The 6,471-nt window shown below is 75.0% G+C and carries 6 protein-coding genes; 2 read left to right on the top strand and 4 right to left on the bottom strand.

Going from position 1 to position 6,471, the window contains the following annotated elements:
- Window positions 1-1,087 (bottom strand): glutamate-1-semialdehyde 2,1-aminomutase (locus tag GTW43_RS34305; protein ID WP_161305873.1); only part of this gene is annotated, 1,087 nt, incomplete at its 3' end.
- Between the two features lie 446 nt (window positions 1,088-1,533).
- Here GTW43_RS34305 and GTW43_RS34300 point away from each other — a divergent pair.
- Window positions 1,534-1,971, top strand: a complete 438-nt coding sequence (locus GTW43_RS34300; protein ID WP_111665256.1) for a hypothetical protein — start codon at window positions 1,534-1,536, stop codon at window positions 1,969-1,971.
- An 11-nt stretch (window positions 1,972-1,982) separates the two neighbouring features.
- On the opposite strand, the gene GTW43_RS34295 is transcribed toward GTW43_RS34300, so the two are convergent.
- The 3 genes from GTW43_RS34295 to GTW43_RS34285 all read right to left on the bottom strand — a co-directional run bounded on the left by GTW43_RS34295 (window position 1,983) and on the right by GTW43_RS34285 (window position 5,091).
- The gene (locus GTW43_RS34295; RefSeq protein WP_161305872.1) at window positions 1,983-2,849 is read right to left on the bottom strand and encodes an LLM class flavin-dependent oxidoreductase; all 867 of its coding nucleotides are present in this window, start codon (window positions 2,847-2,849) and stop codon (window positions 1,983-1,985) included.
- A gap of 89 nt (window positions 2,850-2,938) precedes the next feature.
- Window positions 2,939-4,384, bottom strand: a complete 1,446-nt coding sequence (locus GTW43_RS34290) for a HAMP domain-containing sensor histidine kinase (RefSeq protein WP_161305871.1) — start codon at window positions 4,382-4,384, stop codon at window positions 2,939-2,941.
- Window positions 4,381-5,091 (bottom strand): response regulator transcription factor, encoded by a 711-nt coding sequence (locus GTW43_RS34285; RefSeq protein ID WP_161305870.1) that lies wholly within the window; start codon window positions 5,089-5,091, stop codon window positions 4,381-4,383. The genes GTW43_RS34290 and GTW43_RS34285 overlap by 4 nt, the downstream gene beginning before the upstream one ends.
- A gap of 166 nt (window positions 5,092-5,257) precedes the next feature.
- On the opposite strand from GTW43_RS34285, the gene GTW43_RS34280 reads away from it, so the two are divergent.
- Window positions 5,258-6,471: glycosyltransferase family 4 protein (locus GTW43_RS34280; RefSeq protein ID WP_161305869.1), on the top strand; the 1,214-nt coding region annotated here is incomplete at its 3' end.

The raw sequence follows: 6,471 nt of genomic DNA, 5'->3' as shown, positions 1-6,471 counted from the left end.
TGGCGTTCTGCAGCCGGTGCGCGACGCCCTCCTTCGTGAGCGCCTCGGTGACGAGGGTGCGCAGCTGCTCGCTGACCGCGTCGACCTTCGCGTACGCGGCGTCGTCGAGCAGGCGCAGCTGGGCGAGGCCGGCGGCGGTGGCGACCGGGTTACCGCTGAGGGTGCCCGCCTGGTACACGGGGCCGGACGGGGCGAGGTGCGCCATGACGTCGGCGCGGCCGCCGAAGGCCGCGGCCGGGAAGCCGCCGCCCATGACCTTGCCGAAGGTCATCAGGTCGGGCTCGACGCCGTCGACGCCGAACCAGCCGGCCTTCGACGTGCGGAAGCCGGTCATGACCTCGTCGGAGATGTACAGCGCGCCGTTCTGCGCGCAGACGGCCTTGAGGCCGGCGTTGAAGCCGTCGCGGGGCGGGACGACGCCCATGTTGCCCGGCGAGGCCTCGGTGATGACGCAGGCGATCTCGCCCGGGTGGGCGGCGAACGCGGCGCGCACCGCGTCGAGGTCGTTGTACGGCAGGACGATCGTGTCGCCGGCCTGGGCGCCGGTGACGCCCGGCGTGTCCGGCAGGCCGAACGTGGCGAGCCCGGAGCCGGCCGCGGCCAGCAGCGCGTCGACGTGACCGTGGTAGCAGCCGGCGAACTTGATCACCTTGGCACGGCCGGTGAAGCCGCGCGCGAGGCGGATCGCGGACATGGTGGCCTCGGTGCCGGAGGACACCAGGCGGACCTGCTCGACGGGCGCGATGCGCGCCACGATCTCCTCGGCGAGCGCGACCTCGCCCTCGCCGGGCGTGCCGAAGGAGGTGCCGCGCGCGACGGCCTCCTGCACGGCCGCGATGACCTCGGGGTGGGAATGGCCGAGGATCATCGGCCCCCACGAGCAGACGAGGTCCACGTACTCGCGGCCGTCCGCGTCCGTCAGGTACGGACCGGTGCCGGACACCATGAAACGGGGCGTACCGCCCACGGCGCGGAACGCGCGCACCGGGGAGTTCACGCCACCGGGCGTGACCACGGCCGCACGGTCGAAGAGCCCCTGAGATACGGGTGCCTCATAGGGATAGGGGGTGTAGTTCGCCTCTGCCATGCCTCTCAGCGTACGGCCCGCCCTCGCGGCGCTGCCGTCGCACCGGCCGCACCGGTACGGGCCGGAGTGCGCTGGGTGAGCCACGACTCCTCCACGCGGCCCCGTCGCGGCCTAGACTCGGGGGCCTGGGCCCGCGCGGGTCCGGGGGGCCGACCGCTCGCGCAGTTGTTTCGCTCGCACGTTTCGGCGGGTGAGGGTGGGGGAGGTCACTGACACGATGATCGGGTTGCGCGTCGGTGGTCGCGCGGCCTAGAAAAGGGCCTGCGCCCTGGGAACAGCAGTCGGGTGGAGATATGCATCGCGGTGGCGGCGGACTGGGCGAGGGGACCGACGACCTGGGCCCCCGGCGTGCCCGGCGGGGCAAGCACCGGCGCGACGACAGACCGGCCGGGATCCAGCGGGCCGTGGAGGGTCCGGACGGAGAGAGCGGCGGGAATGGTGGCCGGGTGGGGGTGACCTACAAATACTTCGGCGCGCCCGACGGCGCGACGGCGGCCCGCGTCCCGATCTCCATGCGCCCCGAGGAGCTCGGCGGTGACGAGCTGGGCATGGGCGGCATGTTCACCAAGATCAAGCCGGAGACCATGGCCGCGATGGTCCTCACCGGCATCGAGGGCATACCCCTGCACAAGGTGCCGCCGCTCGAGCTGGTCGTGCTGCACCCCGACTACGCGGTCGTGAAGCTGCCGATGACGGTCGTCGATCCGCTGCGCGGGGTCGGCGAGGAGGCGGTCGGCGCGGCGGCGTTCATCTGGTCGACGGTCCCGGACCGCGGGGGGCCGCGGGACGCGTTCAACGTGTACCAGCTCCTGCACGAGTGGCAGGACTTCAGCCACCGCCTCCACGACGCGGGCCACCAGGCCTACTGCCTGGTCTGGCCGTAGCCACCCGCGCCCTACAGGCGGGGCGGGCCCGCCTCGATGCGGCGCAGCACCGCCTCGTAGGAGTCGATGAACCCGCCGGTCTGCAGCTGGCGTTCGTCCCACCAGGTGGCGCCCGCGTCGGCCAGCGGTCCGACGATGTCGCGGGCCGCGCCCGGTTCCGCCGGGGTCAGTCCCCCGGCCACGATCTCGAACGGCGCGGCCGGATCCTCCCGATGGGCCCGCACGTACGCGACGACCTCCGCGAGCTGGTCCGGCCGGGGCGGCACCCCGTGCAGGGCGTCGGTGAACAGCGGGGCCGCGCCGTCCCAGCGGGCCGCCCGGCGCATCGGGGGCCGGTGCGGCCAGAACCCGCCGATCCAGACGGGCGGCCGGGGCCGCTGGGTCGCCGCGGGCAGCAGCTGGGTCTCCGCCACGCGGTAGTGGGCGCCGTCGTGGTCGACGGTCTCCCCGGACCAGTAGCGGGCGACGAGACCGAGGCCCTCGTCGAGGCGCTGCGCGTGCACGGTGCGGTCGACGGTGTCGCCGAAGCTGCCGTACTCGTCGGCGGCGGGGCCGCCGAGCCCCGCGCCCAGGATCAGCCGGCCGCCGCTGAGCGCATCCAGGGTGGCGGTCTGCCGCGCGAGCAGCTCGGGCCGGTAGCGGGGCACGGCGGCGACGAGGGGGCCCAGGCGGAGCCGGCTGGTGGCCAGGGCCGCCGCGGTCAGCAGCATCCAGGGGTCGGCGAAGGGCTTGCCGCGCTGCGTCTCCTTGTCGTGCACGACGTGGTCCCACACGAACAGGCCGTCCCAGCCCGCGGATTCCGCTGCCGCGGCGGTGCGGGCGACGGTCCTGGCATCGGCGAAGTCACCAAAGTTCGGGATGTTGATGGAGTAGCGCATACGCGGCATCGTCTCGCGCGGGGGTGGGGTGACGGGGGTGGACAGCGGGATTCGTCACCGGGCGCGCACCCGTGACGGGAGGGGCGGCGTCACGGCGCGTCCCGCGAACCGCCCGGCACGCCCCGCACCGTGAACCCCACCACCGCTCCCCCGCCCTCCCGCGCGGCCGCGAACGCGACACCTCCGTGCGCCGCCGCGACCTCCCGCACGATCGACAGGCCGAGGCCCGAGCCGGGCAGGCTGCGTGCGGCGGGGGCCCGGTAGAAGCGGTCGAAGACCCGGTCCGCGTCGTCGGCGGGCAGCCCGGGGCCCCGGTCCAGGACCTCGACGCGCACGCCGGAGGCCGCCGCGCCGGTCACCACGATCTCGATCGGCGCCGTGCCCTCCGCGTCGAACTTGGCTGCGTTCTCCACCAGGTTGGACAGTGCCCGCTGCAGCCGCGCCGGCCGTCCCCGTACGGTCGTGTCGCCCTCGGCGCGGACCTGGACGGTGCGGCCGGTGCGGCGGCGGGCCAGGGTCGCGACGTCCTCGGCGGTGTCGGCGAGCGTGACGTCGGCGACCGGCTCCTCGTCCTCCTTGCCGGCCGCGAGGTCGACCAGTTCGTTGACGAGGTCGGTCAGTTCGCGGGACTCGTCCGCGAGGTCGGCGACGAGTTCCTCACGGGTGGCGGGCGGCAGCTCCCCGATACGGCGCAGGAGCGAGATGTTCGTGCGCAACGAGGTGAGCGGCGTGCGCAGTTCGTGCCCCGCGTCCTGGACCAGGCGCCGCTGGTCCTCGACGGAGCGGGCGAGCCGGCCGAGCATCCGGTCGAAGGAGCGGCCGAGGCTGCCGACCTCGTCGCCGCCCTCGACGGGCACGGCCACGTCGAGCCGCCCGGTGGAGGCGACGAGTTCCGCGGTGCCGGCGAGCCGGACGAGCCGGGACGTGATGCGGCGGGCCAGCCACCAGCCGAGCAGCCCCGCGGCGAGGACCACCCCGAGCGCGAACAGCACGGTGCGCTTCTGGAGTTCCCGCAGCAGGTCCTCGGTGTCGCTGAACTCCTGCGCGACCTGGACCGCGCCGCGCCCGTCGCCGAGCGCGACGGTCGCCATGCGGTACTCGTCGCCGTCGATCACGACGTCGTCGTCCTCGGCGCGGGTGCCGGCCTCCTTCGCCCGCGCGGTGCGGCGCGCGGCCTCCCCGACGGGCAGCGGCGGGTTCCCCCGGTCGACGACCGTGCCGCCCGGCCCGAGGACCTGGACGTCGGTGCCGGCCGGGCGGGTCAGGTCGTCGCGCGGCCCGTCGTGGTCCGGGTCGCCGGACGTGAAGTCGCCCGGCCGCAGCGTCTGCTGGGTGACCTGCTGGCACAGGTCGTGCACGACCTCGTCGAACACGGCCTCCTGGTCGACCCGGACCAGCCGGGACGCCGCGTCGTAGGAGAGGACGCCGACGAGGGCGGTGACCCCGGCGGCGACCGCCGCGAACGACAGGGCGAGCTTGGTGCGCAGGCTGCGCGGCCGGGCGGGCCGCGCGGCCTCCCGCGCCCCGGCGCTCACGCGTCCCGCAGGACGTAGCCGACGCCGCGCACCGTGTGGATGAGCGGCGGCCCGTCCGGCTCGTCGACCTTGCGGCGCAGGTAGCCGACGTACACCGCGAGGTTCTTGGAGCCGGGCCCGAAGTCGTAGCCCCAGATCCGGTCGTAGATCGTGGCGTGGTCGAGGACGATGCCGCTGTTGCGGGCGAGCAGTTCGAGGAGGTCGAACTCGGTGCGGGTCAGCTCCAGCTCGCGGCGGCCGCGCCAGGCCCGCCGCGCCTGCGGGTCGATGACGAGGTCACCGGCGGTGATCCGCGGGTCGGGCAGCGCCTCCGGCGAGGCGGGTGCCGCGCGGCGCAGCAGGGCGCGCAGCCGGGCGAAGACCTCGTCGACGTCGAAGGGCTTGGCCACGTAGTCGTCGGCGCCCGCGTCCAGGCCCGCGATCCGGTCCGGGGTCCCGACGAGCGCCGTCAGCATCAGGATCGGCGTCCGGTCGCCCTCCGCGCGCAGCACGCGGCACACCTGGAGGCCGTCGATGTCCGGCATCATCACGTCGAGCACGAGGACGTCGGGCCGGGTGCGGTGGGCCGCGGCCAGCGCCTGCACACCGTCGGCGACGGCCGTGACGGCGTATCCCTCGAGGGTCAGGGCGCGCGCGAGGGCGTTGCGGATCGCCCGGTCGTCCTCGGCGAGCAGCACGGTCGGGGCGGGGGCGGCGGATTCGGACACCCGCCCAGTGTGCCCGCGCGGTGCGGCTGCTTCGCCCGATCGGGTGTCGGCCGAAAGGCTTCTTACCCGCCTCTCACCCGCCGCGGAACAGGGACTTACCCGCGCCCTGCACGGTGAGCCCGGCAGGCGGGACGCCGTGGGGTGCCCGCCGGGGAAGGCACTACGCATGAAGATCGTGTTCCTGCTGCACAACGCGTACGCCATCGGCGGCACGGTGCGCACCACCCTCAACCTCGCCGCCGCGCTCATCGAGCACGGCGGGCACGAGGTGGAGATCGTGTCGATGACGCGGCACCGCGCACAGCCCCGGTTCGCGGTCGACCCGCGGATCTCGCTCGTCCCGCTCGTGGACACCCGGGAGGACGCGGCGGACAGCGGCCTGGACGCGTTCGCCCGGCCGGCCAGCGCCTTCCCGTCCGCCGAGAAGCGGTTCAAGCAGTACACGCTGCTGCACGACCAGCGGGTGCGCGCCCACCTGGAGCAGTGCGACGCGGACGTCGTCATCGGCACCCGCCCGGGCCTGAACGTCTATGTCGCGCAGTGGGGCCCGCAGCGGGCGCTGCGTCTGGGCCAGGAGCATCTGCGGCACGACGCCCACAGCAAGAAGCTGCGCGCGCAGCTGGCCCGCCACTACCGGTTCCTCGACGCGGTCGTCACGACGACGGAGGCGGACGCGGACGTGTACCGGACGCGGATGCCCCTGCCCGGGGTGCGCGTCCTGGCCGTGCCGAACATCGTGCCGCCCGCCGACGTCCCGCCCTCCGACGGCACCGCGCGGGTCGTCGCGGCGGCCGGCCGGCTCGCCCCCGGCAAGCGCTACGACCTGCTCCTCGAGGCGTTCGCCGCGGTCAGCGCGCAGCACCCCGACTGGGAGCTGCGGATCTACGGCGGCGGACCGAAGGAGACCCGGCTGCGCGACCTCGCGCGCGGACTCGGGCTGTCCGGGCGGGCCCGGCTGATGGGCCCGGTGTCGCCGATCGAGCCGGAGTTCGCCCACGCCTCGATCGTGGTCAGCGCCTCCGACGCGGAGTCCTTCGGCATGACGCTCGTCGAGGCGATGCGCTGCGGCGTGCCCGTGGTCAGCACCGACGCGCCGCTCGGCCCCGCCGAGATCATCACGGACGGCGTCGACGGCCGTCTCGTCCCGGTCGGCGACGCCCGCGCGCTCGCCGAGGCCCTCGTCGACCTGATCGAGGACCCGCAGGCCCGCCGCGCGATGGGCGCGGCCGCGCTGACCTCCGCCCACCGCTTCGACCCGGCGCCGATCGTGTCCCGGTACGCCCTGCTCTTCGACGAGCTGCGCGAGACGCGGCGGCGCCGGGCCTGGGAGCGGTTCTCCGCCCGCGCGGCGGGCTGGGCCCGGCGCAAGGCCCGGACCCT

Origin of the sequence: Streptomyces sp. SID5785 (assembly GCF_009870065.1) — a bacterium.
Taxonomy (GTDB): domain Bacteria; phylum Actinomycetota; class Actinomycetes; order Streptomycetales; family Streptomycetaceae; genus Streptomyces.
Note: the sequence above shows the minus strand (reverse complement) of the source record. Positions and strands in the feature narration are given on the sequence as shown.